This window comes from Methylobacterium sp. OAE515, assembly GCF_041806315.1.
GTDB classification, from domain to species: Bacteria; Pseudomonadota; Alphaproteobacteria; order Rhizobiales; family Beijerinckiaceae; genus Methylobacterium; species Methylobacterium tardum.
Window position 1 is genome coordinate 4,176,366 of the sequence record NZ_JBGMUV010000001.1, and the last position, 25,369, is coordinate 4,201,734.

22 protein-coding genes are annotated in these 25,369 nt (G+C 71.9%); 15 read left to right on the plus strand and 7 right to left on the minus strand.

The annotated features are described in order from the left end of the window. Nucleotides 1-42 precede the first annotated feature (42 nt). From ABIE45_RS20395 to ABIE45_RS20415, 5 genes are all read right to left on the minus strand, one after another. On the minus strand, nucleotides 43-243 hold the full coding sequence (locus ABIE45_RS20395) for a hypothetical protein (protein ID WP_192709222.1): 201 nt from the start codon (nucleotides 241-243) through the stop codon (nucleotides 43-45). 275 nt (nucleotides 244-518) lie between these two features. Continuing rightward, nucleotides 519-2,048, minus strand: a complete 1,530-nt coding sequence (locus ABIE45_RS20400; protein ID WP_192709221.1) for a carbohydrate porin — start codon at nucleotides 2,046-2,048, stop codon at nucleotides 519-521. Nucleotides 2,049-2,120: 72 nt separating this feature from the next. Further along, entirely contained in the window at nucleotides 2,121-3,047 is a 927-nt protein-coding gene (locus ABIE45_RS20405; RefSeq protein WP_192709220.1) for a Gfo/Idh/MocA family protein, read from the minus strand. A 1-nt stretch (nucleotide 3,048) separates the two neighbouring features. Next, the gene (gene araD1 / locus ABIE45_RS20410; RefSeq protein WP_192709219.1) at nucleotides 3,049-4,029 is read right to left on the minus strand and encodes an AraD1 family protein; all 981 of its coding nucleotides are present in this window, start codon (nucleotides 4,027-4,029) and stop codon (nucleotides 3,049-3,051) included. 72 nt (nucleotides 4,030-4,101) lie between these two features. After that, nucleotides 4,102-5,709, minus strand: a complete 1,608-nt coding sequence (locus ABIE45_RS20415) for an aldehyde dehydrogenase (NADP(+)) (RefSeq protein WP_192709218.1) — start codon at nucleotides 5,707-5,709, stop codon at nucleotides 4,102-4,104. A gap of 145 nt (nucleotides 5,710-5,854) precedes the next feature. Here ABIE45_RS20415 and ABIE45_RS20420 point away from each other — a divergent pair, with 145 nt between their 5' ends. Beyond that, entirely contained in the window at nucleotides 5,855-6,595 is a 741-nt protein-coding gene (locus tag ABIE45_RS20420; RefSeq protein WP_192709217.1) for a FadR/GntR family transcriptional regulator, read from the plus strand. A gap of 366 nt (nucleotides 6,596-6,961) precedes the next feature. On the opposite strand, the gene ABIE45_RS20425 is transcribed toward ABIE45_RS20420, so the two are convergent. Both ABIE45_RS20425 and ABIE45_RS20430 read right to left on the minus strand, forming a co-directional pair. After that, nucleotides 6,962-8,761 (minus strand): IlvD/Edd family dehydratase, encoded by a 1,800-nt coding sequence (locus ABIE45_RS20425; protein WP_192709216.1) that lies wholly within the window; start codon nucleotides 8,759-8,761, stop codon nucleotides 6,962-6,964. Beyond that, nucleotides 8,758-9,909: an aldose epimerase family protein gene (locus tag ABIE45_RS20430; RefSeq protein WP_192709215.1), complete on the minus strand. Its 1,152-nt coding sequence runs from the start codon at nucleotides 9,907-9,909 to the stop codon at nucleotides 8,758-8,760. Before ABIE45_RS20430 ends, ABIE45_RS20425 begins: the two co-directional genes overlap by 4 nt. A gap of 155 nt (nucleotides 9,910-10,064) precedes the next feature. On the opposite strand from ABIE45_RS20430, the gene ABIE45_RS20435 reads away from it, so the two are divergent. The 14 genes from ABIE45_RS20435 to ABIE45_RS20500 all read left to right on the plus strand — a co-directional run bounded on the left by ABIE45_RS20435 (nucleotide 10,065) and on the right by ABIE45_RS20500 (nucleotide 25,300). Next, nucleotides 10,065-11,411 carry a sugar MFS transporter gene (locus tag ABIE45_RS20435; protein ID WP_192709214.1) on the plus strand — a complete coding sequence of 449 codons (1,347 nt, stop codon included), beginning with the start codon at nucleotides 10,065-10,067 and terminating at the stop codon, nucleotides 11,409-11,411. Nucleotides 11,412-11,438: 27 nt separating this feature from the next. Then, on the plus strand, nucleotides 11,439-12,302 hold the full coding sequence (locus tag ABIE45_RS20440) for an SMP-30/gluconolactonase/LRE family protein (protein ID WP_192709213.1): 864 nt from the start codon (nucleotides 11,439-11,441) through the stop codon (nucleotides 12,300-12,302). Between the two features lie 565 nt (nucleotides 12,303-12,867). Continuing rightward, complete coding sequence (locus ABIE45_RS20445) at nucleotides 12,868-13,983, plus strand: SDR family NAD(P)-dependent oxidoreductase (protein ID WP_192709212.1); 1,116 nt, start codon at nucleotides 12,868-12,870, stop codon at nucleotides 13,981-13,983. Beyond that, on the plus strand, nucleotides 13,980-15,044 hold the full coding sequence (locus tag ABIE45_RS20450) for an SDR family NAD(P)-dependent oxidoreductase (RefSeq protein ID WP_192709211.1): 1,065 nt from the start codon (nucleotides 13,980-13,982) through the stop codon (nucleotides 15,042-15,044). The genes ABIE45_RS20445 and ABIE45_RS20450 overlap by 4 nt, the downstream gene beginning before the upstream one ends. A gap of 10 nt (nucleotides 15,045-15,054) precedes the next feature. Then, the gene (locus tag ABIE45_RS20455; RefSeq protein WP_192709210.1) at nucleotides 15,055-16,362 is read left to right on the plus strand and encodes a TIGR04295 family B12-binding domain-containing radical SAM protein; all 1,308 of its coding nucleotides are present in this window, start codon (nucleotides 15,055-15,057) and stop codon (nucleotides 16,360-16,362) included. Next, nucleotides 16,347-17,480: a glycosyltransferase family 4 protein gene (locus ABIE45_RS20460; protein ID WP_192709209.1), complete on the plus strand. Its 1,134-nt coding sequence runs from the start codon at nucleotides 16,347-16,349 to the stop codon at nucleotides 17,478-17,480. Before ABIE45_RS20455 ends, ABIE45_RS20460 begins: the two co-directional genes overlap by 16 nt. Then, on the plus strand, nucleotides 17,477-18,601 hold the full coding sequence (locus tag ABIE45_RS20465) for a glycosyltransferase (protein ID WP_192709208.1): 1,125 nt from the start codon (nucleotides 17,477-17,479) through the stop codon (nucleotides 18,599-18,601). Before ABIE45_RS20460 ends, ABIE45_RS20465 begins: the two co-directional genes overlap by 4 nt. Then, nucleotides 18,598-19,710: a glycosyltransferase gene (locus ABIE45_RS20470; protein ID WP_192709207.1), complete on the plus strand. Its 1,113-nt coding sequence runs from the start codon at nucleotides 18,598-18,600 to the stop codon at nucleotides 19,708-19,710. The genes ABIE45_RS20465 and ABIE45_RS20470 overlap by 4 nt, the downstream gene beginning before the upstream one ends. Further along, entirely contained in the window at nucleotides 19,707-20,840 is a 1,134-nt protein-coding gene (locus tag ABIE45_RS20475; RefSeq protein WP_192709206.1) for a glycosyltransferase, read from the plus strand. Before ABIE45_RS20470 ends, ABIE45_RS20475 begins: the two co-directional genes overlap by 4 nt. 18 nt (nucleotides 20,841-20,858) lie before the next feature. Then, nucleotides 20,859-21,863 carry a UDP-glucuronic acid decarboxylase family protein gene (locus ABIE45_RS20480; RefSeq protein WP_373622507.1) on the plus strand — a complete coding sequence of 335 codons (1,005 nt, stop codon included), beginning with the start codon at nucleotides 20,859-20,861 and terminating at the stop codon, nucleotides 21,861-21,863. A 27-nt stretch (nucleotides 21,864-21,890) separates the two neighbouring features. Then, nucleotides 21,891-22,973 (plus strand): inositol-3-phosphate synthase, encoded by a 1,083-nt coding sequence (locus ABIE45_RS20485; protein WP_192709205.1) that lies wholly within the window; start codon nucleotides 21,891-21,893, stop codon nucleotides 22,971-22,973. A 52-nt stretch (nucleotides 22,974-23,025) separates the two neighbouring features. Continuing rightward, the gene (locus ABIE45_RS20490) at nucleotides 23,026-23,616 is read left to right on the plus strand and encodes a histidine phosphatase family protein (protein ID WP_192709204.1); all 591 of its coding nucleotides are present in this window, start codon (nucleotides 23,026-23,028) and stop codon (nucleotides 23,614-23,616) included. After that, nucleotides 23,613-24,386 (plus strand): TIGR04290 family methyltransferase, encoded by a 774-nt coding sequence (locus ABIE45_RS20495; RefSeq protein WP_192709203.1) that lies wholly within the window; start codon nucleotides 23,613-23,615, stop codon nucleotides 24,384-24,386. Before ABIE45_RS20490 ends, ABIE45_RS20495 begins: the two co-directional genes overlap by 4 nt. Beyond that, the gene (locus ABIE45_RS20500) at nucleotides 24,383-25,300 is read left to right on the plus strand and encodes a beta-xylosidase (protein ID WP_192709202.1); all 918 of its coding nucleotides are present in this window, start codon (nucleotides 24,383-24,385) and stop codon (nucleotides 25,298-25,300) included. The genes ABIE45_RS20495 and ABIE45_RS20500 overlap by 4 nt, the downstream gene beginning before the upstream one ends. The last annotated feature ends 69 nt before the right edge of the window (nucleotides 25,301-25,369 follow it).

The following is a 25,369-nucleotide window of genomic DNA, read 5'->3' on the forward strand; positions in this document are numbered from 1 at the left end:
AGCCGCGATGGCTGGCCCCGATCATTCGCCGCGGCGGCGGATTTACTCGGCCGCGGTCATCTCGGCCGTGAAGTGGCCGCACCAGTCGCTCGACGAAACCACCGGCCAAAGGCCCTTGGATTCCGGCTCCGGCTGGCTGACCGGCGGGTTGAACCGGCACAGGCCGGCATCGCCCAGGGCGGCGGCGCCATTGCCCTTGTGCTCGTCGAAGAACTTGCAGCTCTCGCAATGCGCGTTGGCCATGTCGCGGGTCTCCTGATCGGATCGGCGTCGTGCCGTTCTCTCTTGCGAATTAGAACAGCTATAATCTGGGAGTCAATGCGGACCCGGTCCGGAGGTTCCGGCGGATGGCGCACCATCCCGGGTATCGGCCCCTCCCCGGCCGGGCGCCCGACGGCGCCGGCTCGTCCGGGCGCTGAGGTGGGCCTGAAACGGTGCGACCGCGCGGACGATCCGCGCGGCCGGTCTCGATCGGCTCTCTGCGTCGCGGGCCGGCCCGCGACGGTCGGGAGCCGGCGTCAGTTGCTGCCCGGCCCCTTGGCGAGGCCTGCCAGGGTGAACAGGTCCACCGACAACTTCGCGCCGACCACGACGGCATCGGGGATCGCCCGCGGCCGGAAGGCGAATTTCTCCTGCGGCTGCGGGTTGATGACGTATTGCAGGTTCGGCATCAGGCGCACCGCCGGGGTGAGCTGGATACCGTAGCTCAGCTCCAGGATGGTCTGCGTGGCGGCGATGCCGCGGTTGTCGAGGCCGAGCGACGCGCGCGCGGCCCGGTAATTGGCGAGGCCGAGCGGGGAGAAATGCTCCAGCGCGAAGCCGACGCCCAGAGTGTCGTAGGGACGGCCCGGGAAGGTACCGGTGAGGACGGCGCCGCCGTTCAGGAAGTAATCCTCATACTGGCGGCCGCCCGTTCCGGCGAGGAACGCACCGAACAGGGTCAGGCCTTGGACGGCGGTCGGATCCGGTCGCCAGACCATCTGGTCGAACCGGGCGTAGATCGCCGACCGGCCGAACCGGGTCAGCGGGTCGAGACCGCTGAGCAGGTAAGAGCCGCGGCGGACGTCCTGCACCGGATCCTTGTAGTCCGACTGGTCGATGATGGCGCCGATGCCGTAGTTGCGCGGCAGCGAGTCGTTGCCGAAATTGGTCGAGTAGCCGACCTCCACCGGCACCACGACGCCGGTGGCGCCCCGGGTCGACCAGTCGATGCCGTTCTGGTCGTCCTGCTGATCGCGCGGATTCACCTCGTAGACGCCGGCATGCACGAATACCCTGTCGGTGACCCAGGCCTTGCCGTGGGCGCCCCAGGTGGCGATCGGCCACCATGTCAGGTTCGTCATCTTGAACACCCCCTTCGGAGCGCCGCAGATGCCGTTGTTCTGGAAGTTGCAGTAGAACGGCGAGGCCAGGAAGTTCGGGTTGGCCAGGAGGCGGCCGACCTCGACGTCGAGGCGGTTGTCGAACAGCTTCTGCTCGTAGGACAGCGACGAGAGATGCGCGGTCTGGCCGCCGCCGTAGATCTCCTGCACGCTGGTGGTGTTGCCGATGAAGTCGTTCGACAGGCTACGCCCGTGGCGCTCGGTCACGATGGCGTGGACCGCGCCGCCGTCGATCCCGGCGAGTCGGCCGAGATCGGCGTCGAGGCCGAAGAACACCTGGCCGGCATAATCCGAGCCCTGGCGGATCCCGCCCTTCGGGTTGGCGGCGAACTCGCCCGTGTAGTTCAGGACCATGGTGATCCCGTTGCCGAGGTCGAGCGTGCCGGGCGGCAGGCTGGGCGGGGCCGCGGTGCTGCCCTGCGCGATGCTCGAGGCCGCCGCGCTGCTGGCACCCGCGAAGCTCCGGGCCTCACGGATGGTCCGGCGCCGGGCACGGTTCGCGCGGTACTGGGCCTTCTGCGCGCGGCTCGCCTTCGGGCCCGGCCGCACCAGAGCCGGTGCCCCGTCGAGGGCGGGATCCGCCTGTTGTGCCTCGGCCGGCCCTATGCCCGCCGAGACCGTGGCGGCGCACAAGGCGAGCGCCGCCCATCGCGTGGTCTTCCTCATGATTGACTCCCCCAGTGACGCGCGGCCCTGATCGGCTCTGTCGCGTTCGTGTTCCGCTCGGACCCGTGCCGGTCAGTCCGTGAAGGCCTCCACGAGCCGGCGCTCGCCGCGCAGGAAGGCGTCGGCGACATGGGTGAGCGGATTCAGGTCGACGTCGCTGGCGCCGGAGCGGACCAGGGCGGCGAAACGGTCGTAGAGGCCGCGGTACTCGGCCTCGGGCGGCAGCGGCTGATCCCGGCCGTCGATCGTGAGGACCGCGCCGCCCCGCGACAGCACCAGGAAGCCGTCTTCGGTCTCGACCCGGATGTCCCAGGTCTGCGGGCCAGTCTGGCGCCAGTCGAACACCGCCCGGATCGGGGTGCCGGCGGCGTCCGTGAAGCGCAGGTCGGCGGCGATCGGCGCCTGCCGGTTCTCCGGCACCGACAGGGTCGCGCCGGTCAGGAAGAAGGGCGGCAGGATGTGGGTCGCGATCGACAGGGCGTTGATCCCCGGATCGAACACGCCCATCCCGCCGGCTTCCCAGATCCAGTCCTGGCCCGGGTGCCAGTGGCGAACATCCTCCATCCAGGTGATCGACACTGCGCGGATCCGGCGCCCCGCCAGCCAGCGCCGCGCGGGCTCGACGCCGGACGCGTACCGGGAGTGCCAGCTCGCGAAGAGGCTCACGCCCCGCGCCCGCGCCGCCGCCGCGAGAAGGCCGATCTCGGCCAGGCTCGCCCCCGGGGGCTTCTCCAGGAAGACGTGGAGCCCCGCCTCGATCGCCGCCAGGGCGGCCTCGAACCGCGCCTGCGGCGGCTGGCACAGGGCCACCGCCTCAAGACCGTGCCCGGCCGCGAGCATCTCGGGCAGGGTCCGGTAGTTCGGCACCCCGTCATGCGTGCCCTGGCGGCTCGCCACCGCCGCCAGGGTGTAGTCCGGCGAGGCGCCGATCACCGGCAGGTGCTGGTCGCGGGCGATCTTGCCGACGCCTACCAGCCCGATGCGGATCGGGTTCGCCATCTCACAGCACCGTCACGGCTGGATCGGCCGCCGGGGCGACCGCCAGGGCATTGCGCAGGGGCAGCGCGAACGGGGCGGCTTCGATCTCGAACACGTCGCCGGGCCGGGCGGTGACGCCGTCGCTGAACGACAGGGTGGCGGTCCCGAAGAAGTGGACATGCACGTCGCCGGGCCGGCGGAACGGTGCGTATTTGAAGTGGTGCCGCTCCAGATTCGCGATCGTGTGGGACATGTTCGCCTCCCCCGAGAGGAACGGCTTCTCCCAGAGCACGGTGCCGCCGCGCAGGATGCGGCTCACGCCGCGCACGTCCGGCGGCAGGGTGCCGAGCCACAGCTCCGGGCCGAGCGCGGCCGGGCGGAGCTTCGAATGCGCGAGCCACAGGTAGTTGCCGCGCTCCGTGACGTGGTCGGAGAACTCGTTGGCGAGGGCGAAGCCGAGACGAACCGGCGTGCCGTCGGCGGCGATCAGGTAGATCCCGGCGAACTCCGGCTCCTCGCCGCCGTCGAGGGCGAAGGCCGGCGAGACCAGCGGCTCGCCGGAGGCGACCAGGCAGGAGCCGTCGCCCTTGTAGAACCATTCGGGCTGGACGCCCGTCTCTCCCGGCGCCGGCTTGCCGCCCTCGACGCCCATCCGGAACATGCGCATCGAGTCGGTCGGCGCCGGATCGGCCGCCGCGGCGCGGTGCATCTTGTCCCGGCCCTCCGCGGAGCCGAGATGCGTCAGGCCGGTGCCGCTGAGCAGCAGGTGCGCGGGATCCGTGTGGTCGATCGGCGGGAGCAGGTGCACGGCGTCGAGATCGACGGCCTCGCCCAGCCCGGCCCGGACCGCCGTCGCGGCCAGATCATCTCCGGCCGCGAGGGCCTTTCGCGCCAGCGCGAGGACGCTGTCGACGCCCAGAACCTGCCGGACCCGACCGTCGGCCAGCAGCGCGACGCCCCGCGTCCCGTCAGCGCGACGAAATTGTAGGAGTGATCGTCCCATGTTGCGTTCCTCCCAGGAGCGGCCGCGCTGGGCGGCTCCGAAGACGCGCCTTCTGCGGGCGCGATGGCCTAGTCAGCGTCCAGGCGGCGGGTTGACGATGCCGTCGATCCGGCGGGCGAGGCGCCAGGGATTATCCGGGCGGAGGGGCGCCGGCAGGAGCGCGTCGGGCAGGTCCTGATAGCAGACCGGGCGCAGGAACCGCTCGATCGCCAGGGTGCCGACCGAGGTGCTGCGGCTGTCCGAGGTTGCCGGGAACGGGCCGCCATGCACCATCGCGGGGGCGACCTCCACGCCGGTGGGCCAACCATTGGCAAGGATGCGGCCGGCCTTGCGCGCCAGCAGCGGCACCAGCCTGGCGGCGAGATGCTCGTCCGCGCGGTCGAGGTGCAGCGTCGCTGTGAGCTGCCCCCCGAGAGCCTCGATGACCCGGATGAGCTCCGTCATGTCGGCGGCCGCCACCAGGATCGCCGCGGGTCCGAACATCTCGTCGGCGAGCGCCGGCTCCGCGAGGAAGGTGCGCGCGTCCGTGCGCAGCAGGGCGGCGGGGGCGCCGCCCGGTCCGGCCGAGCCTCCGCGCGCCGCGACGGTCACGCCCGGGCGGGCCGCCATCGCGGCGACCGCGTGCTGGAAGCGGTCGCGGATGTCGGCGGTCAGCATCGTGTGCGGCACGCTCGCTAGGATCGCCGCTCCGGCCGCCTCCGCGAAGGCGTCGAGTTCGGGACCCGCGATCCCAATCAGCAGGCCCGGATTGGTGCAGAACTGGCCGGCGCCGAGCGTCAGCGACTGGACGAAGCCGGCCGCGAGGGCGGTCCCTCGGTCCCGCAGGGCGCCGGGCAGGAGCAGGACGGGATTGACCGCGCTCATCTCGGCATAGACCGGGATCGGCTCGGGACGGCCGGCCGCCACCCGCATCAGCGCGAGCCCGCCCCCGCGCGACCCGGTGAAGCCCACGGCCTTGATCCGGGGGGCGGCGACCAGCGCGGCGCCGAGGGCATCCGATGGTCCCGGCAGGTAGGAGAATACGCCCGCGTGCAGGCCCGCGGCGGCCAGAGCCGCGCGCAGGGCCCGCGCTACCAGCTCCCCGGTTCCGGGATGGGCGGGGTGACCCTTCACCACGACCGGGCAGCCGGCCGCCAGGGCCGAGGCGGTGTCGCCGCCCGCCACCGAGAAGGCGAGCGGGAAGTTGCTCGCTCCGAACACCGCCACCGGCCCGATCGCGACATGGCGCCGGCGCAGGTCCGGCCGCGGCAGCGGCTGTCGCTCCGGCTGTGCCGGATCGATCGTCGCCCGCACCCATGCGCCCGACCGGACGAGATCCGCGAACAGGCGGAGCTGGCCGACCGTGCGGGCCCGCTCGCCCTCCAGGCGCGCGCGGGGCAGCCCGGTCTCGGCCATCGCCCGTTCGATGAGGAACGGGCCCAGATCGGCGATGCCCGCCGCCGCGGCTTCCAGGACCTGTGCGCGCGTCTCGGGATCGGTCTCCGAGAAGCTGGGGAACGCCGCGTCGGCGAGGGCGCAGGCCGCCTCGACCTCCCGTATTCCGGCCACCGCGAATCGCGGTTCCAGCGCCGCCCCGGTCGCCGGATCGAACGCCTGGAAGGTCTCCTCGGTCGTCACCTCCGCGGCGCCGATCAGGGCGCTGCCCCGGATCGCTCCGGGCTCTGCAGCTCGTTTACTCATACAATTAAACTAGGTCAGTTTGCTCTGCGCCGCAAGCGCCGCGACCTGCCCGCCCAGGGGGTGTCGCCGCTTGCGCTCCTACAACTTCCAAGTACGATCGCGGCGATCCTGCCCCGGACCGGTGGCTCGGACCGGAGGTGACGTGGTGAGGCAGGGTCGCGGTCTGGAGGATATCAAGCTTCCGCTTGCCTCAGGCTCGCGGCGCATCCACGGATCGGTCGCCCGGGACCTGGGCGTCGCGATCCTGGGCGGCCGCTACGCGCCCGGCGACGTGCTGCCGGGCGAGATCGAGTTCTCGGAACAGCTGAACGTGTCGCGCACCGCGTATCGCGAGGCGATTCGCATCCTGAGCGCCAAAGGTCTCGTCGAGAGCCGCCCGCGCACCGGGACGCGGGTCAGCCAGCGGAGCCGGTGGAACCTGCTCGACCCGGATATCCTGGCCTGGGCCTTCGAGGCGGAGCCGAGCGAGGCCTTCATCCGAGACCTGTTCGAGCTGCGGATGATCGTCGAGCCGGCCGCGGCCGCGCTGGCCGCTGAGCGGCGCTCGAGCCTCGACGTCGCCCGGATGGGCCACGCCCTCGAGGAGATGGGCCGCCACGGCCTCGCCACCGAAGCCGGGCGGGCCGCCGACCAAGCCTTTCACGACCTGATCCTGGAGGCCGCCCGCAATGGCCCCCTGATGGCCCTGTCGAGCTCCATCGCGGCGGCGGTCACCTGGACGACGATCTTCAAGTATCGGCGCCAGGTCCTACCGCGGGACCCGATGCCCGATCACCGGGCCCTCTACGAGGCGATCGTGTCGGGCGACCCGGCCGCCGCCCGCGCGACGATGACCGAGCTGATCCGCCTCGCCCTCTCCGACACCGAGATGGCGCTGCGGCCCTGAGGGGCCGGGTTTCGGCGGGCTTGCCCTGCGGCGGGTGATCAGGACGGAGCCCGGATGCGTCCGGCGGGTGAATCCGGGCAGCAGGCTCCGCCCCGAACCCGCGAAGGTCCCGAACCCTTCCAAGTGTTCGACCAAGCGCGTGCCGCGACCGGCGCCGCCAGGTTCCTGCGGGCGGTGGTTCCGTCACCACCCGGTCATTCCGGGGCCGCGTAGCGGAGCCCGGAACCCAGAATCGCAGGTCGAGCCGGGATCTGCGCGGTTGGCGGCTCTGGATTCCGGGCTCGCCTGCGGCGCCCCGGAATGCTGGGGCGGAAATCGAACCCGCAGGGCGATCCAGAACTCAGCCGGGTCCGGGATCGCCGCGTCTCAGTGGTTGTCGCGCGGCAGGCCGCTGGTCTGGGCGATCCGCTGAAAGCGCTCGGCGCCCTCCAGGATCGCGCCGGTATGCATCTGCCCGACGGCGGCGCGCTGCATCGCCTGCCAGGGGGTCTGCGAGGCCGGATAAGCGTAGCCGCCGGCCTCCTCCAGGGCGCGGCGGCGGCGGGCGATCTCGTCGGCATCGACCAGCATGTCGGCGGTGCCGCGGCGCAGATCGACCCGCACGCGGTCGCCGGTGCGCAGCAGGGCGAGGCCGCCGCCCGCCGCCGCCTCCGGCGAGGCGTTGAGGATTGACGGCGAGGCCGAGGTGCCGGACTGGCGCCCGTCGCCGAGGCACGGCAGCGCGTGCACGCCGGCCCGGATCAGCTGCGCGGGCGGGCGCATGTTCACCACCTCGGCCGCTCCGGGATAGCCCACCGGCCCGGCCCCGCGCATCACCAGGAGGGTCTCCTCGGTGATCCCGAGGCCCGGATCGTCGATCCGGGCGTGGTAATCCTCCGGCCCGTCGAACACCACGACGGGGCCCTCGAACGCATCGGGATCCTCGGGGTTCGAGAGGTAGCGGGCGCGGAATTCCGGGCCGATCACGCTGGTCTTCATCACCGCGGCCTCGAACAGGTTGCCGCGCAGGACCAGGAACCCGGCCGCCTCCTTGAGGGGCCGGTCGATCGGCCGGATCACGTCCTCGTCCTCGATCACGGCGCCGCGGCAATTCTCGCCGATGGAGCGCCCGTTCACCGTGCGCGCGTTCTCGCGGATCAGCCCGCGGCTCATCAGCTGCGCCACGACGGCCGGGAGGCTGCCGGCGCGGTAGTAATCCTCGCCGAGATAGGCGCCGGCCGGCTGCAGGTTCACCAGGAGCGGCACGTCGAGCCCGTAGGTCTGCCAGTCGGCGATATCGAGCTCGACCCCCATGTGCCGGGCGAGTGCCGCGAGATGGATCGGCGCGTTGGTCGAGCCGCCGATCGCCGAGTTGACCACGATGGCGTTGAGGAACGCGTCACGGGTCAGGATGTCCGAGGGTTTCAGATCCTCCGCCACCATGGCGACGATGCGCTTGCCGGTCTCGTAGGCGACCTCCTGCCGGTCGCGGTAAGGCGCCGGGATCGCCGCCGAGCCGGGCAGCATCATGCCGAGCGCCTCGGCCAGGGTGTTCATCGTGGTGGCGGTCCCCATCGTGTTGCAGAAGCCGGTCGAGGGCGCCGATGAGGTCACGAGCTTGATGAAGCCGCCCTGGTCGATCTCGCCCGCCGCCAGCATCTCGCGGGCCTTCCAGACGATCGTGCCGGAGCCCGTGCGCTGGCCCTTGAACCAGCCGTTGAGCATCGGCCCCACCGAGAGGGCGATGGCCGGGATGTTCACGGTGGCGGCCGCCATCAGGCAGGCCGGGGTGGTCTTGTCGCAGCCCGTCGTCAGCACCACCCCGTCGAGCGGGTAGCCGTAGAGCAACTCCACGAGACCGAGATAGGCGAGGTTGCGGTCGAGGCCTGCGGTCGGCCGCTTGCCGGTCTCCTGGATCGGGTGGACGGGGAATTCGAGGGCGATTCCGCCCGCCTCGCGGATGCCCTCGCGGATCCGCTCCGCGAGGACGAGGTGGTGGCGATTGCACGGGGACAGATCCGAGCCGGTCTGGGCGATGCCGATGATCGGCTTGCCCGAGCGCAGCTCCTCCAGGCTGAGGCCGAAGTTCAGGTAGCGCTCCAGGTAGAGCGCCGTCATGTCGATATTGTCGGGGTTATCGAACCAGGCGCGCGAGCGCAGGGGCCGTGCAATCGGTCGGTCGGTCATTTGTGGGTCCGGAGGGCGGGGCTGGTCGAGAAGTGGTAGGTGATGACGTTCCGGTAGGTCTTGCCGGGATCCAGCCGGGCCGAGCCGAAGGCCGGCTGGTTCGGTGTGTCGGGGAACAGCTCCGGCTCCAGCGCCAGGGCGTCCGACTGCCGGTAGACGAGGCCGGATTTACCCATCACGGTCGCGTTGAGGAAGTTGCCGGCGTAGAACTGCACGCCCGGCTGGTTGCTCGACACGTCGAGAACGCGGCCCGAATCCGGATCCTCGACCCGCGCGACGAGGTGCGGCTCGGCCGTGGGCGCGTCCGTCACGACCCAGTTGTGGTCGTAGCCGCGCCCGCGCACGATCTGGACGTCCCGCCCATCGCGGATGCGCGCGCCGATCACCGTGGGCGTGCGGAAATCGAACGGCGTGCCCGCCACCGGCAGGTGCTCGCCGGTCGGGATCAGGGTGGCGTCGACCGGCGTGAAGCGCTCGGCCGGGATGGTCAGGACATTGTTCAGAATCGAGCGGCCCGACCCCTCGCCCGCGAGGTTGAAGAAGCTGTGGTTGGTCAGGTTCACGATCGTCGGCTTGTCGGTCGTGGCCTCGTAGGTCACCGAGAGGGTATCGCTCGCCTCCAGCGTGTAGGTGGCGGTCGCCGTCAGCGTGCCGGGATAGCCCTCCTCGCCGTCCGGGCTGACGTAGCGCAGGGTCACCGACGGGGCCGCGCCGCCCTTGACCGCGGTGATCGTCCAGAGCCGCTTGTCGAAGCCCGCGCTGCCGCCGTGCAGGGCGTTGGGTCCGTCGTTGGTGGCCAGCGCGTAGGTCTGGCCGTCGAGGGTGAAGCGCCCGGCGCGGATCCGGTTGGCGTAGCGCCCGACGCTCACGCCGAAATAGCTGCCCTTGTTCAGGTAGCTGGCGAGGTCGCTGTAGCCGAGCACGACGTCGGCCGCCTTGCCGGTCCGGTCCGGCACCTCGAGCACCCGCAGCAATGCCCCCCAGGACAGGATGCGCGCGGTGACGCCCTTGCCGTTGGTCAGTGTCACCTCCTCGACGGTGCGGCCGTCCGGCAGGGTGCCGAACACTGTCCGGGCCGGCTCGGCCGCCTGGGCCAGAGCCGGAAGTCCCGCGCAGGCGCAGAGCGCCACCGTTCCCAAGCCACGCATGGATCCCCCCTGTGTCGTGCTCCGTCCTGCCGGTCCTGCACCGACTCATGACGGGCGGCCGCGGTTGACGTCCGCGGCCCCGATATATACTCAGACAAATGAAATCTACAACACGGTGCCCCGGCAGGGTGGCCCGATCGGAGAGGAAAGGCCCGATGGCAGGACCAATCGCGCGCGTCGATCTGTCAGCCGCCCGGACGGCTGCGGCGGTCGCGCGCGACCGGGGCGGCTACGGCGCGGCCCTGTCGCTGCTGGCGAGCCTGTTCTTCATGTGGGGCTTCATCACGGTCATCAACAACACGCTGCTGCCGCACCTGCGCAGCGTGTTCGACCTCGACTACACGCAGACCACGCTGATCGAGTCGGTCTGGTTCATCGCCTACTTCGTGGCCTCGATCCCGGCGGCGAAGCTGATCGCCCGCGTCGGCTACAAGCGCGCCCTGGTGACGGGCCTCGGCATCATGGCGCTCGGCACGCTCGGGATGGTCCTGGCGTCCCACCAGGTCTCCTACGCGATCACGCTCACCGCCCTGTTCGTGATCGCCAGCGGCATCACCCTGCTGCAGGTCGCCGCCAACCCCTACGTGGCGGTGGTCGGCCCGAGCGAGAGCGCCCCGGCGCGGCTCAACCTCGTGCAGGCGTTCAACTCCCTCGGGACCACCCTGGCGCCGCTGTTCGGCGGCTACCTGATCCTGGGCCGCTCCGCCTCCGGCAACGCCGCGGCCGGGACCGTGCTCACCCCCGCCGAGCGCCTGGCCGATGCGCAGTCGGTGCAGCTCCCCTACCTGATCGTGGCGGCGATCCTGGTGATGCTCGCCGTGGTGATCGCCCGGTTCCCGCTGCCCGCGATGGGCGGCGCGGACGGTGCCGCCGCGCCGGCCGCCAAGATCGCCAAGACCGCCAAGGCCGAGCGCGCCGGCCTATCGCTCTGGCGCCACCGTAACCTCGTCCTCGGCGTGCCGGCGATCTTCATCTACCTGATCGCCGAGATCGGGGTCTCGAACCTGTTCATCAACTTCGTGGCGCAGCCCGAGATCGGCGGCCTGACGCACGCCCAGGCCGCGCGCTACCTGTTCCTGCTCTGGGGTGGGATGATGGTCGGCCGTTTCGTCGGCAGCTACCTGATGCAGCGCCAGACGGCCGAGGCCGTGCTGGCCGGTGCGGCCATCGGCGCCTGCGCGGTGATGCTGGTCGCAGCCTTCGCCGCGGGCCCTGTGGCGATGTGGGCGCTGATCTCGGTCGGGCTGTTCCACGCGATTATGTTCCCGACGATCTTCACCCTCGGAATCCGCGGGCTCGGGTCGCTGACCGAGGCGGGATCGGGTCTGCTGATCATGGCGATCGCCGGCGGCTCGCTGGTGGTGGTGCAGGGCTGGGCCGCGGACCGGTTCGGATTGCAGCACGCCTTCCTGATCACGGCGGCCTGCGAGCTCTACGTCCTGTTCTACGCGCTCTGGGGCTGCCGGCCGGGCGCCTCCGGCTGCCGGTCCGAGGGCGCCTGATCGGCGATCGGAACAGAGAGGGGGACCATGGACCCGCAGATCCGCATCGTCGCCCGGGCCGAGCGCGACCGGCTCGGCGAGGGACCCGTCTGGGTGCCGGAGCGGGAGCGCCTCTTCTGGGTCGACATCGAGGCGCCTGCCCTGCGCTGGCTCGACCTCGCGAGCGGTGCGGTGGGCACCCGCCCTTTTTCGGAGCCGCTGGGCTGGATCATCCCCCGGGCCGGCCGGCGGGATTTCATCGTCGGCCTGAAGAGCGGATTCGCGGTCTTCGACCTTGAGGCCGACCGGCTGACCCCGATCGGCGATCCCGAGCCCGAATATCCGGACAACCGCCTGAACGACGCCAAGGTCGATGTCGCCGGCCGGATCTGGGCGGGGAGCATGCATGAGGCCGAGACCGCGGTCTCGGGCGCCCTGCACCGGCTCGATCCCGACCTGACCTGGCGGCGGATGGACGGCGCGTACGGCGTCGCCAACGGCCCGACCTTCAGCCTCGACGGCCGGATCCTCTATCACAGCGACAGCGCCGCCCGGACGGTCTACGCCCTGGACCTCGCCGGGGACGGCACGCTGTCCGGCAAGCGGGCCTTCCTGCGCTTTCCGGACGCGTGGGGCTGGCCCGACGGGATGACCACGGATGCGGAGGGCTGCCTCTGGATCGCCCATTGGGGCGGCGCCCGGATCAGCCGCCTGGATCCGGAGGGGCGCCTGATGCGTGCGATCGCCCTCCCCGCCCCCAACATCACGAGCTGCGCCTTCGCGGGCGCGGGCCTGAACCGCCTGTTCGTCACCTCGGCGTCGCGGGGTGCCGAGCACGTGCCGGCGGCCGGGGCCCTGTTCGAGCTCGATGTCGGCGTCAGAGGCCTGCCGCCCCGCGCCTTCGGCGGCTGAGGCGGTTCCCACCCGGAACGCGCGGCCCGGTCGTCATGACCCCGCTGCGCGCGGAGGCGGCAGCGTGCCCGTGCCCTTCGGCCGGCAGCCAAGACTGGTCTGTGAGTCCCATGCTCCGCCTGCGAGAGGATCCCGGCCTGATCCTGCGCGTGCGGCGGCCCCGTCTTGCGCCGTGCAATGGCGTCGTTGAGGGCGTCTCTACGTCCGGATTGCTCCGCGAGACCTCGATTCCGCCGCACACGAAATAGATGTGAGACAAGAATATATTCCTGTTGCGTCTCACTGGACGGTTCATCTGAATCAACGAGGACGTATCTGCCAGTGCTGCTTCGAAGTTCTCGGCTTGTTGTCGGTCTAGGGAGGTTCAAGCCGGTGACCAGATGGGACCGATTGTCTCCTGAAGATTTTTCCATTTCAATGAGGAATAGCCCATATTTTCCGTGAGCTTAGCATCAAAAACCGGATTTTCGGCGCTTGAACGCAGAATTTAACCTGAGTTGTTTCTTCGGGATCGGATTCCCGATCTACATAGCTTTAAGTCCTTGCAGGGGAGTTTCCACGCCTCGTGCCGGAATGTGTGCTCATTACCGGGGGTGCCGGCTTCATCGGCCGTCACCTCTCCGCCGAACTGCTGCGTCGCGGCTACCGTGTGCGCGTACTCGACAGCCTGATTGAGCAGGTCCATGGCGCCGACAAGGGCGGCGCCGAGGTTCTGCCCCGGGAGGTCGAGTTCCAGCGCGGCGACGTCCGCGACGGCGAGGCGGTGAGCCGCGCCCTGCGCGGGGTCGACCGGGTCGTGCACCTCGCCGCCGAGGTCGGCGTCGGCCAGAGCATGTACGCGGTCGAGCGCTACGTCTCGGTCAACGATTGCGGGACGGCGGTGCTGTTCCAGCAGCTCATCGAAGCGCCGGTGAAGCGCGTGGTCGTGGCCTCGTCCATGAGCATCTACGGCGAGGGGCTCTACCGCACCTCCGACGGCGGGACCGCCGAGGAGGTGGTGCGCCGCCCGCGCCGGCCCGGCGAGCCCTGGGATCCCCTCGACGCGCACGGGCAGCCCATGCGGCCGATCCCGACGCCGGAATCGAAGCGCCCGGCTCTGGCCTCCGTGTACGCCCTGACCAAGTACACGCAGGAGCGCCTGACGCTGACGCTCGCCCCCGCCTACGGGATGGAGGGCGTGGCGCTTCGGCTGTGGAACGCCTACGGGCCGGGGCAGGCCCTGTCGAACCCCTATACCGGCGTGCTGGCGATCTTCGCGGCCCGCCTGCACAATGGCCAGCCGCCGATGATCTTCGAGGACGGCGAGCAGCGGCGCGACTTCGTCCACGTGGAGGACGTCGCCCAGGCCTTCGCGCTGGCCCTGGAGCATCCCGCCGCCGCCGGACAGGTCTACAACGTCGGCAGCGGCCAGGACCGGACGGTCCGCGAGGTCGCCCGGCTGCTCGCCCGCGCCATGGGCCGGGAGGGCACCGAGCCGGAACTGGCCGGTCAGGCTCGGCTCGGCGACATCCGCCACTGCATCGCCGATATCGGCAAGATCCAGCGCGAACTCGGCTACGCCCCGCGCCGCGACTTCGAGGAGGGGCTCGCCGAACTCGCCGCCTGGGTGGCCGAGCAGCAGGCCATCGACCGCGTCGCGGAGGCGCGGCGCGAGCTCGAAGCACGCGGTCTCGTCGCGTGAGCGGGCGGCCGATCCTCGTCACCGGCGGCGCCGGGTTCATCGGCGCCAACCTGTCCGACAGCCTCGCGGCCGACGGCCACGCCGTGATCGTCTACGACGCCCTCTCGCGTCCCGGCGTCGCGGCCAACCTCGATTGGCTGCGGCAGCGCCACGGCAGCCGGATCACCGCGGTCGTCGCCGACATCCGGGACGATCAGGAACTCGCCCGCGCGGTGGCCGAGGCCGGGGCGGTGTTCCACTTCGCCGCCCAGGTCGCCGTGACCACGAGCCTCGTCGCCCCCCGGGCCGACATGGAGATCAACCTCCTCGGCACCTTGAACCTGCTGGAGGCCGTGCGCACCCTGACGCGGCCGGTGCCGGTGCTCTACGCCTCGACCAATAAGGTCTACGGCGACCTGCCCGACATCGCCCTCGACGCGATCGGCGACGCCTACCTGCCGGCCGATGCCGGCCTGCGCGCCCGCGGCATCGGCGAGAACCGGCCCCTCGACTTCCACACGCCCTACGGCTGCTCCAAGGGCGCGGCCGACCAGTACGTCCTCGACTACGCGCGGAGCTTCGGCCTCCCGGCGGCGGTGATGCGGATGAGCTGCATCTACGGCCCGCGCCAGATGGGCAACGAGGACCAGGGCTGGGTCGCCCACTTCCTGATCCGCGCCCTCGCGGGCGAGGCGGTCACGCTCTACGGCGACGGGCGGCAGGTGCGCGACATCCTGCACGTGCGCGACGTGGTGGCGGCCTACCGGGCGGCGCTCGCCCGCATCGGCGACGCGGCCGGCCACGCCTTCAACATCGGCGGCGGCCCCGGCAACGCCGTGAGCCTGCTGCAGCTCCTCGATCATGTCGGCGCCCTGCTGGGCCGCCCGGTGGAGCGGAGCTTCCAGGCCTGGCGCCCGGGCGACCAGCGCTACTACGTCTCCGACACGCGCCGGGCCGTCGCGCGGCTCGGGCTCGAACCCTTCACGGGCTGGCGCGACGGGGTCGCCGACCTCGCCGGCTGGCTGACCGCCGCGCGCGCGCAGCCGGGCGCCGCCGCGCCGATCGCGGGAGCCGCCGCATGAGGGTCGCTCCATGAAAGTCGCCCTCGTCAACCCGCCCTGGGACTACCGCAACAGCATCTATTTCGGGTGCCGCGAGCCGCACCTGCCCCTGGAACTCGCCTACGCGGCCGCGCTGCTCGCCGCCTACGGGCACGAGACGCTGCTGGTCGATGCGCATCTGGAAGGCCTCGACGCCGGGACCGCCGCCGACCGGGTGGCGGCCTTCGCGCCGGCCATGACCGTGGTGACGACGGCGCCGACCTACCTGTTCTGGCGCTGCGCCCCGCCGGAGCTGCGGGTGCCGCGGGCCTTCCTCGACACCCTGGCGGGCCGGGGCGGGGTCCGTGTGGCGGTCGGCCCCCACGGTTCGGCCACCCCGCGGCCGGCCCTCGACAAGCTCGGCTGCGACATCGTCGTGCGCGGCGAGTGCGAGGAAGTCGTCGCGCGGCTCGCCGGCCTGCCCGATCTGCGTCCGGAGACCCTGCGGGCCGTGCCCGCCCTCGCCTTCCGCGACGGCGAAGCCGCCGTCGTGACCGGGCCGCCCCATGCCGGCCGCTTCACCGACCTGCCGGCCCTGCGCTGGCCGGACTACTGGATCGCCCGGCACCGCCACCACCACCACCGGTTCGAGGCCGCGCCGGACGGTCCGGGCGCCGAGGTCGAGGCCTCCCGCGGCTGCCCCTACACCTGCTCGTTCTGCGCCAAGATCGACTTTCGCGATGCCTACCGGCGCCGGGATCTCGGGATCGTCCTCGACGAGATCGATGGGCTGATCGCGCAGGGCGTCACCTACGTCTACTTCGTCGACGAGATCTTCCTGCCGCAGAAGCCGCTGCTGGAGGCGCTGGTCGCCCGAAACATCCGCTTCGGGATCCAGACCCGGATCGACCTGTGGAAGCCCGACATGCTCGACCTCCTCGGGGCGGCGGGCTGCGTCTCCATCGAGGCCGGGATCGAGAGCCTGACGGAGGCGGGCCGCGCCGCCCTCGACAAGCGCTGCCGCGCCTCGACCGACGACCTCGCCGAGCGCCTGATCCACGCCCGCCGCTCGGTGCCGTTCGTGCAGGCGAACCTCATCGCCGTGGCGGGGGACGACCCCGACCTCGTGGCGACGTGGCGCGACCGCCTGCGCGGCCAGGGCGTCTGGGCGAACGATCCCGTGCCGCTCTACCCCTACCCGAGTTCCCCCGATTACCGGCGGCTCTGGGGCGAGCCCGACGACCGGGCCTGGGAGCGGGCGCACGCCCATTATCTCGGCCAGTTCACGCAGTTCAGCGACATCCAGGACGAGCGCCCCCTGCCCCTGCCCGAGCTGGAGGCCGCATGCGGGTGCTGCTGAACCAGTTCCGGGAGACGGCGCCGCACGTCCTGATGAGCGCGGATGCGGTGGGCGGCGTCTGGCAGTACAGCCTCGACCTCGCGTCCGGCCTGGTCCGGCGAGGCTTGGCCGTGACCGTCGCGGTCCTGGGGCCCGCGCCGTCGGAGGCGCGGATCGCCGCGGCCGAGCGCGCGACGGGCGCGCGGATCGTCGCCACCGACCTGTCCCTCGACTGGACCGCCGAGACGCCCGAGGCCGTGCTGGACGCCGCGCGGGCGCTCGCCGGGCTCGCCCGGACGCTGGGCGCCGATCTCGTGCACCTGCACAGCCCCGCCCTGGCGCTCGCGGATTTCCCCGTGCCGGTGGCGGCCGTGTGCCATTCCTGCGTGGCGACGTGGTGGGATGCCGTCGAGAGCGGGCCGCTGCCGGCCGACCTCGCCTGGCGACACGACCTCACCGTCCGGGGCTGCCGCGCCGCCGACGCCCTCCTCGCCCCCACCCGGGCGCACGCGCTCGCGACCGCCCGGGTCTGCGACCTCGCGCGGCCGCCCGTGGTGGTCCGCAACGGGCGCGCGCCGAGCGGCGTGCCGCCTCGGGCTGCCGCGCCCGTCGCCTTCACGGCCGGCCGCCTCTGGGACCGGGCGAAGAACGCTGCCGCCCTGGACCGCGTCGCCGCACGCCTGTCGGTGCCGCTGCGCGCCGCCGGCTCCCTGGACGGGCCGAACGGTGCGCGGGCCGAGACGCGCCACCTGCACCGTCTCGGGCGGCTCGACGACGCGGGGATCGCCGCGGAACTCGCCGGCCGACCGGTCTTCATCTCGCTCGCCCGCTACGAGCCGTTCGGCCTCGCCGTGCTGGAGGCCGCCGCTTCGGGCTGCGCCCTCGTCCTGTCGGATATCCCGAGCTTCCGCGAGCTGTGGGACGGGGCCGCGGCCTTCGTGGGCGCGGACGACGATGCCGCCGCGGCTGAAGCCGTGCAGGGCTTCCTGGACGATCCCGTCCGGCGCGAAGCCGCCGGCGCGGCCGCTGCACAGCGCGCCGCCCGCTACGGAGCCGACGCCATGACCGAGGGCGTGCTCGGCGTGCTGCACGGCCTCCTCGCCGGGGCGCCGGCGCGGCTCGGCGGAGCCGCCGCATGAGGATCGCCTACTTCACCCACTCGCTGGCTTCGTGCTGGAACCACGGCAACGCCCATTTCCTGCGCGGCGTCCTGCGCGCGCTGATGGCGCGCGGCCACGATGTCGCCGCCTACGAGCCGGAGGGCGCCTGGAGCCTCGAGAACCTCCTGCGCGACCACGGCGAAGCCGGCCTCGACGCCTATCGGGCGGCCTATCCGGAGCTCGCCTCCGCGCGCTACGCGGCGGTCGATGCCGTGGTCGAACGCGTGGCGGATTGTGACCTCGTCCTGGTCCACGAATGGAGCGATCCGGCCCTGGTCGCTGCTCTGGGCGCCGCCCGGCGCCGCGGCGCGCGCTACACGCTCCTGTTCCACGACACGCACCACCGGGCGGTGAGCGCCCCGGCGGAGATGGAGCGCTTCGATCTCTCCGGCTACGACGGCGTGCTGGCCTTCGGGGAGACCCTGGCCGCCGTCTACCGGGCGAAAGGCTGGGGGCGCCGCGTCTTCGTCTGGCACGAGGCCGCCGACACCCGCCTGTTCCATCCGCCCGCCGAGGAAGGCGCGCGCGCCGGGCTCGTCTGGATCGGCAATTGGGGCGACGACGAGCGCAGCGCGGAACTCGAGACCTACCTGTTCCGCCCGGCCGCCCAGGTCGGGCTGCCCCTCGACATCTACGGCGTGCGCTACCCCGAGGCGGCGCTCGCGACCCTGAGGCGCACCGGCGCCCGCTATCACGGCTGGGCGGCGAACGCCGCGGCGCCGGGCCTGTTCGCCCGGCATCTCGCCACAATCCACGTGCCGCGGCGCTTCTACGTGGAGCGCCTGCCCGGCATCCCGACGATCCGCGTGTTCGAGGCGCTCGCCTGCGGCATCCCCCTGGTCTGCGCCCCCTGGGACGACGCGGAAGACCTGTTCCGGCCGGGCCGGGACTACCTCGTGGCCCGCACCGGCGCCGAGATGGAAAGCCACCTGCGCGCCCTGCAGGCGGATGCCGGCCTGCGGGCCGCGCTCGCGGCTTCCGGCCTCGCCACGATCCGGGCGCGCCACACCTGCGCGCACCGGGCCGAGGAACTGCTCGGCATCGCCGAGGACCTTGCCGGAGGCCTGCGGGCGCCCGCCACCCTGGAGGCCACCGCATGAAGATCGCCTTCTACGGCTCCTCCCTGCTGTCGTCCTACTGGAACGGCGCCGCGACCTATTACCGGGGCATGCTCAGCGCCCTGGCGCAGCACGGCCACACGATCACCTTCTACGAGCCGGACGCCTTCGACCGGCAGCAGCACCGGGATATCGAGCCGCCGCCCTACGCGGCGGTGACGGTCTACCCGGCGACGATCGAGGCGGCGCGCGCGGTCATCGCCGAGGCGGCGCAGGCCGACGTGGTGGTGAAGGCGAGCGGCGTCGGGGTGTTCGACGATGAACTGCTCCACGGCGTGATCGCCGCATCCCGTCCCGAGGCGGTGCGGATCTTCTGGGACGTGGACGCCCCGGCAACGCTCGCCGAGATGCGCGCCGACACCGATCATGCGCTCCGCCGCGCCCTGCCCGACCTCGACCTCGTGCTCACCTACGGAGGCGGCCCGCCGGTGGTCACGGCCTACGAGGGCTTCGGCGCCCGGGCCTGCATCCCGATCTACAACGCCCTGGACCCGGACACCCATTTCCCGGTTCCGCCGGAGCCGCGCTTCGCGGCCGATCTCGCCTTCCTGGGCAACCGCCTGCCCGACCGCGAGGCCCGCGTCGAGAAGTTCTTCCTCGCCGCCGCGGCGCGCCTGCCGGAGCGGTCCTTCCTGATCGGCGGCAACGGCTGGGAGAGCCGCGGCCTGCCGCTGAACGTCCGGCATCTCGGGCACGTCTACACGCGCGAGCACAACGCCTTCAACACGACGCCCTTGGCCGTCCTGAACATCGCCCGCGACAGCATGGCGGCGGTAGGCTTCTCCCCCGCCACCCGCGTATTCGAGGCGGCGGGGGCCGGCGCCTGCCTGATCACCGACGCCTGGGAGGGCCTCGGCCTGTTCCTCGACGACGGGAGCGAGGTGCTGGTCGCCCGGGACGGGCGGGACGTTGCCGACCACGTCGCCGCCCTGACTCCGGAGCGCGCCCGCGCCATCGGCGAGGCCGCGCGTCGCCGCATCACGGCCGAGCACACCTATGCGCGCCGGGCCGTCGAGGTCGACGCGATCCTGCGGGCCGAGGCGGCCCGCAAGGCGGAGGCCGCGGGCGCGGCCCGGCGGAGCGTCGCGTGAGCGCGGCCCCGCAGGCCCCGCTGCGCCTCGTCGTCCTGGGCCTGAGCCTGTCCTCGTCCTGGGGGAACGGGCACGCCACCACGTACCGGGCGCTGCTCAAGGCCTTCGCCGGCCGCGGCCACGACGTGCTGTTCCTGGAGCGCGACGTGCCCTGGTACGCCGCCCACCGCGACCTGCCCGAGCCCGGCTTCTGCGACCTCGCCCTCTACGCCGACCTCGACGGACTCGCGGAGTACCGCGGCGCGATCGCCGCGGCGGATGCCGTGATCGTCGGCTCCTACGTGCCCGACGGAATCGCGGCCGGCGCGCGCGTGCTCGATTGGGCGCGGGGCGTCACCGCCTTCTACGACATCGACACGCCGGTGACCCTGGCGGCGCTGGAGACCGGCACCTGCGCGTATCTCGCGGCCGACCAGATCCGCGACTACGACCTCTACCTGTCGTTCACGGGCGGCCCGACCCTGCGACGCCTGGAGCGGACCTACGGGGCACCGGCCGCCCGGGCCCTCTACTGCTCGGTCGATCCGGAGGCCTACCCGGCTCTCGACCGGCCGGCACGCTACGATCTCAGCTATCTCGGGACCTACAGCCCGGACCGGCAGCCCGCGCTGGAGCGCCTGCTGATCGAGCCGGCCCGCCGCGCCCCGGAGCTGCGCTTCGCGGTGGCGGGTCCCCAATACCCGGCCGGCATCGATTGGCCCGCCAACGTCGAGCGGATCGAGCACCTGCCGCCGGACCGGCACCCCGACTTCTACGCGGCGAGCCGCTACACCCTGAACGTCACCCGCGCCGACATGGTCCGGGCCGGCTGGAGCCCGAGCGTGCGCCTGTTCGAGGCGGGGGCCTGCGGCACGCCGGTGATCTCCGATCGCTGGGACGGGCTCGAGACGCTGCTCGTCCCGGAGCGCGAGATCCTGCTGCCGGAGGGGCCGGAGGCGGTCCTGTCCACCCTGCGCACGCAGTCCGAGGCGGAGCGGCGCCGCCTGGGTCAGGCGGCCCGCACGGCGATCCTCGCCCGGCACACGGCGGCCGCGCGCGCGGCGGATCTCGAACATGTCCTCGCGGAAGCGCGAACCCGGCGGGGCGCCGGCCGTCCGGCCGCGTCCGACCTCGCGATCATCGGTCATTAGGTACGCGGGAGAATGATGGTGGCAAACGGGAGGGGTCTCCGAGTCCTCGTCGCCGGCGGCGCAGGGTTCATCGGCTCGCATCTGATCGACGCGCTTATCGGTGACGGGGCCCGCGTCACCTGCATCGACAGCCTGCTGACCGGGCGGCACGCGAATCTCGCGCATCTCGCCAACGAGCCGCGCCTCGACTTCGTCGAGGCGGACGTGACCGAGCCGCTGCCGCCGCTGCCGCGCTTCGACCGCGTGTTCAACCTCGCCTGCGCGGCCTCGCCGCCGCATTATCAGGCGGATCCGGTCCACACGATGATGACCAGCGTGCTCGGCACCGGCCGGCTCCTGGAACTCGCCCGGGACGCCGGCGCGCGCTTCCTCCAGGCCTCGACCAGCGAGGTCTACGGCGATCCGGAGCGGCACCCGCAGCAGGAATCCTACTGGGGCAACGTGAACCCCACGGGGCCGCGCGCCTGCTACGACGAGGGCAAGCGCTCCGCCGAGACCCTGACCTTCGATTTCGAGCGCCGCCACGGCCTCGACATCCGAGTCGCCCGCATCTTCAACACCTACGGGCCGCGGATGCGGGCCGATGACGGCCGCGTCGTCTCCAACGTGATCTGCCAGGCGCTCGCGGGCGACGACATCACGGTCTACGGCAACGGCGAGCAGACCCGCTCCTTCTGCTACGTCAGCGATCTGGTCGGCGGTCTGCTGCGCCTGATGCGCGCCGAGACGCCCCTCGACGGCCCGGTCAACCTCGGCAACCCCCGGGAGATGACCGTGGGCGAGCTGGTCGATCTCGTCGTGCGGATGACCGAGACCCCGTCCCGGATCGTGCGCCGGCCGCTGCCGGTGGACGATCCCCAGCGCCGCCGGCCCGACATCACCCGCGCCGAGACCCTGCTCGACTGGTCGCCCAAGGTGTCGCTCGAGGAAGGCTTGGAGGCGACGATCGCGTGGTTCTCCCGCGAGATCGCCCCGCGCCGGCCGCTGCCATCGATCGAGGAGCGCGCCTTTGTCGCCGGCTGAACCCCGCTTCCTGCGGCCGAGGCGCTGATGGCCGTCTCTCCCATCCGTGTCGGCCTCGTCGGGATCGGCAACTGCGCCTCGTCCTTCGTGCAGGGGCTGCACCATTATCGCGACGCGGCGTCCGGCGAGGCCGTACCCGGCCTGATGTCGCCTGATCTCGGCGGCTACCGGGTGCGCGACATCGCGGTCGTCTCGGCTTTCGACGTCAGCGCCGCCAAGGTCGGGCGCGATCTCGCCGACGCGATCCTGGCCGAGCCCAACAACACGCAGGTCTTCGCCGCGGTGCCGGCGACCGGCGTCACGGTGCGGCGCGGGCCGACCCATGACGGGATCGGACGCTACCTGGAGGGGGTGATCGCGGAATCGCCCGAGCCGGTGGCCGATGTGGCGGCCGAACTCACCCGCACCGGCACGCAGGTGCTCGTCTCCTACCTGCCGGTGGGCTCTCAAGGAGCCACCGAGTTCTACGCCGAATGTGCGCTCCAGGCCGGCTGCGCCTTCGTGAATTGCATCCCGGTCTTCATCGCGTCGGACCCGGAATGGGCGGAGCGTTTCGCCGCCAAGGGGCTGCCGATCGTCGGCGACGACATCAAGAGCCAGGTCGGCGCCACCATCGTGCACCGGGTGCTGGCGAACCTGATGCGCGAGCGGGGCGTGCGGCTCGACCGGACCTACCAGCTCAATTTCGGCGGCAACGCCGACTTCCTGAACATGCTCGAGCGCGAGCGGCTGGAATCGAAGAAGCTCTCGAAGACCCGGGCGGTGACGAGCCAGCTCGACGCGCCGCTGGCACCGGGCGACGTCCATGTCGGCCCGAGCGACCACGTGCCGTGGCTGACCGACCGGAAATGGGCGCATATCCGGCTGGAGGGCACCGCCTTCGGCGGCGTGCCGCTCAACATCGAGCTGAAGCTCGAAGTGTGGGATTCGCCGAACTCCGCCGGCATCGTGATCGACGCGGTGCGCTGCGCCCGCCTCGCCCTCGACCGGGGCCTCGGCGGCGCCCTCGAGGGCCCGTCGAGCTACTTCATGAAGTCGCCGCCCCGGCAGTTCACCGACACGGAGGCGCGGGAGCGGACCCTGCGCTTCGTGGTGGGCGAGGAGGCGTGATGGCGGGGCTCGCGCCGGGGAGAGCCGCGTCCATGGCGAGCCCGACCGCCTCATGAGGCAGGTCTTCCTCGTCCGCCACGGCAGCCATGACCGGCTCGGGCGGATCCTGTGCGGGCGCATGCCGGGCGTCTCGCTGAGCGAGACCGGACGCGCCGAGGCGCAGGCCCTCGCCCGCCGTCTCGCCGGGAGCGGCGCCGGTCTCGTGCTGGCGAGCCCGCGCGAACGCACCGCCGAGACCGCTTCCCCGATCGCCGCGTCCCTCGGCCTGGCGGTCGTGACCGAGCCGGGTCTCGACGAGATCGCGTTCGGCGACTGGACGGGCCGCGCCGTCGACGACCTCGCGGCCGAGCCCGCCTGGACCCTCTGGAACACGGCCCGGACCACGGCCCGGCCGCCGGGCGGCGAGAGCATGGCGGAGGCGCAAGGCCGGATCGGCCGGGTCCTCGAGAGCCTCGCCGAGGACGGCGCGCCCGCCATCCTGGTGAGCCATGCCGACGTGATCCGGGCCGCGCTCCTACGGGTCCTGGGCCTCGGCCTCGACGCCTACGACCGGATCGTGGTCGATCCGGCCTCCTGCAGCGAGCTCGCCCTCTGGCCCGGGGGCGGGCGCGTCGTCTCCCTCAACGAACGGATCGCACCATGACGGCCTCCGATCTGCGCCGGCAGGCCGACGCCCTCGGACCCTGGTTCCACAACATCGATCTCGGCGGCGGGATCTGGACCGCCCCGGACCATTTCCTCGGCGATTATCCGGGGGTGAAGTGGCGGCGCTTCGCCGACGCGCTGCCCGCCGACCTCACCGGCAAGAGCGTCCTCGATATCGGCTGCAACGGCGGCTTCTACGCCATCGAGATGAAGCGGCGCGGCGCGGCCCGGGTGCTCGGCCTCGATGCCGACGACCGCTACCTCGCCCAGGCCCGCTTCGCCGCCGCTAGCCTCGGCCACGACATCGAGTTCCGCAACCTCTCGGTCTACGACGTCGGCGCGCTGGGTGAGCGGTTCGACATCGTGCTGTTCATGGGGGTGCTCTACCACCTGCGCCACCCGCTGCTCGCCCTCGACCTGATCCGCGAGCACGTGGCCGGCGACCTGCTCGTGTTCCAGTCAATGCTGCGCGGCAGCCGGGCGGTCGAGCCGGTCGCCGAGGATTACGATTTCTGGGACATGGACCAGTTCGAGCGGCCCGGTTACCCGAAGATGCACTTCGTCGAGCATGCCTACGCCCACGACTGGACCAACTGGTGGATCCCGAACCGTGCCGGCATCGAGGCGATGCTGCGGGCGAGCGGCTTCTCCATCGCGGCCCAGCCCGAGGCCGAGGTCTATCTCTGCCGCACCGCGCCGGTCCCCTACGGGCTGGGAGCCGAATACCCCGCGCGGGCGGCGACTCACGAACGCGGAAGCACGCGATGATCGACTCGGTGATGCTCTGGAACGAGCCCAACAACAAGTCGCACTGGGACCCTGAGATCGACCCCGACTGGCTGCTCTTCGCCGAGATGGTCAAGGAGGCGGGCCACGCGATCCGGGCGGTGAACCCGGCCCTGACCCGCGTGCTCGGCGGCATCTCGCCGATCGATCCGATTTTCATCCGCAACATGGAAGGACGCGGCGTGCTCGACGCCGTCGACGCGGTGGCGGTGCACGGCTTCCCCCTCGACTGGAACCTGTGGTCGATCCACGATTGGCCGGCCAAGGTCGACGAGATCCGCGCGGTCACGAACCTGCCGGTCTGGGTCTCGGAGGTCGGCGTCTCGACCTTCGGCGCCGAGGAGGTGCAGGATTGGGGCCTGCGCCGGACCCTGGAACTGCTCTCCGGCCGGGCGCCGCGGATCCACTGGTACAGCCTCTACGACCTGCCGCGGGAATGGGAGGCCACCACCCGCCACAGGGAGGCCGAGGGCTCCTCCTATTACCGGCACTTCCACATGGGCCTGCTGCGCCAGGACGGCACGCCGAAGATCGCCCTGGAGAGCTTCGCCCGCCACACGCCGGAGATCGGCCTGTGCCAGTGGTTCCATTTCGAGGATCACCGGCTCGACGAGGCCGTGGCGTGGATGAAGCGGCTGGGCGTGCGCTACCTGCGCACCGGCCTGTCCTGGGCCGACAGCTTCCGCCCGGGGGCGCTCGACTGGTTCGACCGGCAGATGGAGGCGCTGAAGGATTTCGACGTCACCGTCACCTTCTGCTTCACGCCGGAGCACCGGGGCATCACGCCCCATCACACCAGTGCGCCGCTGGTCCGCGCGGAATACGCGGAGTTCTGCGCCGCCATGGTCCGGCGCTACGCGCCCGCGGCTTCCGGCGGGACCAGCAACATAGATTGACGCCCGGACCGGGGGCGACCGCTATCCCTCGGGCCGGAGCCGCGGCACCGACGGCCGCGCCACAAGCCT

Excerpts from the sequence above, each read along its gene's own strand:
- ABIE45_RS20395 (WP_192709222.1), bottom strand. The coding sequence starts at position 243 with ATGGCCAACGCGCATTGCGAGAGCTGCAAGTTCTTCGACGAGCACAAG.
- ABIE45_RS20400 (WP_192709221.1), bottom strand. The coding sequence starts at position 2,048 with ATGAGGAAGACCACGCGATGGGCGGCGCTCGCCTTGTGCGCCGCCACG.
- ABIE45_RS20405 (WP_192709220.1), bottom strand. The coding sequence starts at position 3,047 with ATGGCGAACCCGATCCGCATCGGGCTGGTAGGCGTCGGCAAGATCGCC.
- araD1 (WP_192709219.1), bottom strand. The coding sequence starts at position 4,029 with ATGGGACGATCACTCCTACAATTTCGTCGCGCTGACGGGACGCGGGGC.
- ABIE45_RS20415 (WP_192709218.1), bottom strand. The coding sequence starts at position 5,709 with ATGAGTAAACGAGCTGCAGAGCCCGGAGCGATCCGGGGCAGCGCCCTG.
- ABIE45_RS20425 (WP_192709216.1), bottom strand. The coding sequence starts at position 8,761 with ATGACCGACCGACCGATTGCACGGCCCCTGCGCTCGCGCGCCTGGTTC.
- ABIE45_RS20430 (WP_192709215.1), bottom strand. The coding sequence starts at position 9,909 with ATGCGTGGCTTGGGAACGGTGGCGCTCTGCGCCTGCGCGGGACTTCCG.
- ABIE45_RS20435 (WP_192709214.1), top strand. The coding sequence starts at position 10,065 with ATGGCAGGACCAATCGCGCGCGTCGATCTGTCAGCCGCCCGGACGGCT.
- ABIE45_RS20440 (WP_192709213.1), top strand. The coding sequence starts at position 11,439 with ATGGACCCGCAGATCCGCATCGTCGCCCGGGCCGAGCGCGACCGGCTC.
- ABIE45_RS20455 (WP_192709210.1), top strand. The coding sequence starts at position 15,055 with ATGAAAGTCGCCCTCGTCAACCCGCCCTGGGACTACCGCAACAGCATC.
- ABIE45_RS20460 (WP_192709209.1), top strand. The coding sequence starts at position 16,347 with ATGCGGGTGCTGCTGAACCAGTTCCGGGAGACGGCGCCGCACGTCCTG.
- ABIE45_RS20465 (WP_192709208.1), top strand. The coding sequence starts at position 17,477 with ATGAGGATCGCCTACTTCACCCACTCGCTGGCTTCGTGCTGGAACCAC.
- ABIE45_RS20470 (WP_192709207.1), top strand. The coding sequence starts at position 18,598 with ATGAAGATCGCCTTCTACGGCTCCTCCCTGCTGTCGTCCTACTGGAAC.
- ABIE45_RS20485 (WP_192709205.1), top strand. The coding sequence starts at position 21,891 with ATGGCCGTCTCTCCCATCCGTGTCGGCCTCGTCGGGATCGGCAACTGC.
- ABIE45_RS20490 (WP_192709204.1), top strand. The coding sequence starts at position 23,026 with ATGAGGCAGGTCTTCCTCGTCCGCCACGGCAGCCATGACCGGCTCGGG.
- ABIE45_RS20495 (WP_192709203.1), top strand. The coding sequence starts at position 23,613 with ATGACGGCCTCCGATCTGCGCCGGCAGGCCGACGCCCTCGGACCCTGG.
- ABIE45_RS20500 (WP_192709202.1), top strand. The coding sequence starts at position 24,383 with ATGATCGACTCGGTGATGCTCTGGAACGAGCCCAACAACAAGTCGCAC.